Origin of the sequence: Heliorestis acidaminivorans (assembly GCF_008933955.1) — a bacterium.
Classification (GTDB): domain Bacteria; phylum Bacillota; class Desulfitobacteriia; order Heliobacteriales; family Heliobacteriaceae; genus Heliorestis; species Heliorestis acidaminivorans.
On record NZ_WBXO01000033.1, the window covers coordinates 1 to 1,201 of the forward strand.

1 protein-coding gene and 6 tRNA genes are annotated in these 1,201 nt (G+C 47.8%); all 7 read right to left on the reverse strand.

The features are described from left to right. Positions 1 to 166 precede the first annotated feature (166 nt). The 7 genes from F9B85_RS15090 to F9B85_RS14080 all read right to left on the reverse strand — a co-directional run bounded on the left by F9B85_RS15090 (position 167) and on the right by F9B85_RS14080 (position 1,116). Positions 167 to 406 (reverse strand): tyrosine-type recombinase/integrase, encoded by a 240-nt coding sequence (locus tag F9B85_RS15090; protein ID WP_423245058.1) that lies wholly within the window; start codon positions 404 to 406, stop codon positions 167 to 169. A gap of 199 nt (positions 407 to 605) precedes the next feature. Further along, positions 606 to 681, reverse strand: a tRNA-Trp gene (locus F9B85_RS14055). Positions 682 to 693: 12 nt separating this feature from the next. Then, positions 694 to 768, reverse strand: a tRNA-Arg gene (locus tag F9B85_RS14060). A 3-nt stretch (positions 769 to 771) separates the two neighbouring features. Next, a tRNA-Gly gene (locus tag F9B85_RS14065) sits at positions 772 to 846 on the reverse strand. Positions 847 to 851: 5 nt separating this feature from the next. Further along, a tRNA-Leu gene (locus tag F9B85_RS14070) sits at positions 852 to 938 on the reverse strand. Positions 939 to 954: 16 nt separating this feature from the next. Further along, a tRNA-Pro gene (locus F9B85_RS14075) sits at positions 955 to 1,031 on the reverse strand. Between the two features lie 9 nt (positions 1,032 to 1,040). Beyond that, positions 1,041 to 1,116, reverse strand: a tRNA-Thr gene (locus F9B85_RS14080). Between the last annotated feature and the right edge of the window lie 85 nt (positions 1,117 to 1,201).

Consider the following 1,201-nt stretch of genomic DNA (forward strand, 5'->3'; position numbering starts at 1 on the left):
CCTTCACTTCAAGAATTGCTCTGGCTTGCTCTGAAGTAAGAATATTTTTCATTTCTATTAAGGTTCTTTTGTCCATAGGCTTCACCTCTTTGCCGTAAATAGAATCTCTCTTACTAATATACCATATTTTTGAAGTCTATAGTATAAGGAATAAGACTCGTTGTTGTTACTTTTTCTTCGCCAACGACCGAACCCTTTTCCTGCCCGTATCTAAAATATCATTCACTGGCGAAGTCAAACTGTGTACCTCCCTCACATCACTTTGAGTTAACGCTAGATATCGTTTCGTCATATTCAAATCAGCATGACCAAGAATACGTTGAACCGTAAACACATCTGCTCCATTTCGCAAATGATGCAAGGCCGAGGCGTGTCTGAACATATATGGCGTTACGTGAACACCAATGTTCTTCCCTTCTCATCGTCTTTTCATCGCCTTTCTGACAAGTTTTCTGGCCAGAAATAACGAAAAAACCGCTGACCTACTTTGTAAATAGGCCAACGGTTTACTCTTTTATATCGCAGTTTTTAACGATTTTTCGGTGCTTTACTTGAAGCTTCCAAAAAGCCCACAAAGCCCGATATATCAATGGTTTCAAAGGTTTTGGCAGGGGAGACAGGACTTGAACCCGCAACCTACGGTTTTGGAGACCGCCGCTCTGCCAGTTGAGCTACTCCCCTGTAATCACTTCATGGTGCGCCCGGCAAGAATCGAACTTGCGCACCTGGTTCCGGAGACCAGTGCTCTATCCACTGAGCTACGGGCGCAAATGGAGCGGAAGACGAGATTCGAACTCGCGACCCTCGCCTTGGCAAGGCGATGCTCTACCACTGAGCCACTTCCGCTTAATTGGTGCGGTCGAGAGGACTTGAACCTCCACAGCCTTGCGACCACTAGAACCTGAATCTAGCGCGTCTGCCAATTCCGCCACGACCGCTGATTTGGGGTTTTAATGGTCGGAGCGACACGACTTGAACGTGCGACCTCTACCACCCCAAGGTAGCGCTCTACCAAGCTGAGCTACGCCCCGTGCTATAAGTGGAGCCAGTGACAGGACTTGAACCCGCAACCTACTGATTACAAGTCAGTTGCTCTACCAATTGAGCTACACTGGCAAATTTGGTGGCGGAGTGGGAGGGATTTGAACCCTCGCTGGACTTACGCCCACTAACGGTTTAGCAAACCGTCCTCTTCAGCCGC